This is a genomic window from Pseudomonas sp. OTU750018 (assembly GCF_011636575.1).
GTDB lineage: Bacteria > Pseudomonadota > Gammaproteobacteria > Pseudomonadales > Pseudomonadaceae > Aquipseudomonas > Aquipseudomonas peli.
The window spans coordinates 1-436 of record NZ_JAAPAU010000012.1 but is presented as its reverse complement, the minus strand read 5'-3'; the positions used below and the strand labels follow the sequence as shown (position 1 = coordinate 436).

At 63.3% G+C, this 436-nt stretch carries 1 protein-coding gene; it reads left to right on the top strand.

Annotated elements, in window-relative coordinates:
• Nucleotides 1-17 precede the first annotated feature (17 nt).
• The coding region (locus HCI85_RS20890; protein WP_241693826.1) for an ATP-binding protein at nt 18-436 on the top strand (419 nt) is incomplete at its 3' end.

The following is a 436-nucleotide window of genomic DNA, read 5'->3' as shown; positions in this document are numbered from 1 at the left end:
GTGAGAGAGAGTCCCCGATGAGTGATGTGCCCAGCAACGAACAAAACCCCGACGGTCTGACTGACAAGCAGCAAGCGGCCGTCTCGGCCGAAGCCTCCTCGGGCTCGGTCTACGGCGCGGATTCGATCCAGATCCTCGAAGGCCTGGAAGCGGTGCGCAAGCGCCCCGGCATGTACATAGGCGACACCTCGGACGGCACCGGCCTGCACCACCTGGTGTTCGAGGTGGTGGACAACTCCATCGACGAATCGCTGGCCGGCCATTGCGACGACATCATCGTCACCATCCACACCGACAACTCGATCTCCGTCATCGACAACGGCCGCGGCATCCCCACCGGCGTCAAGATGGACGACAAGCACGAGCCCAAGCGCTCGGCCGCCGAAATCGCGTTGACCGAGCTGCACGCCGGCGGCAAGTTCAACCAGAACAGCTA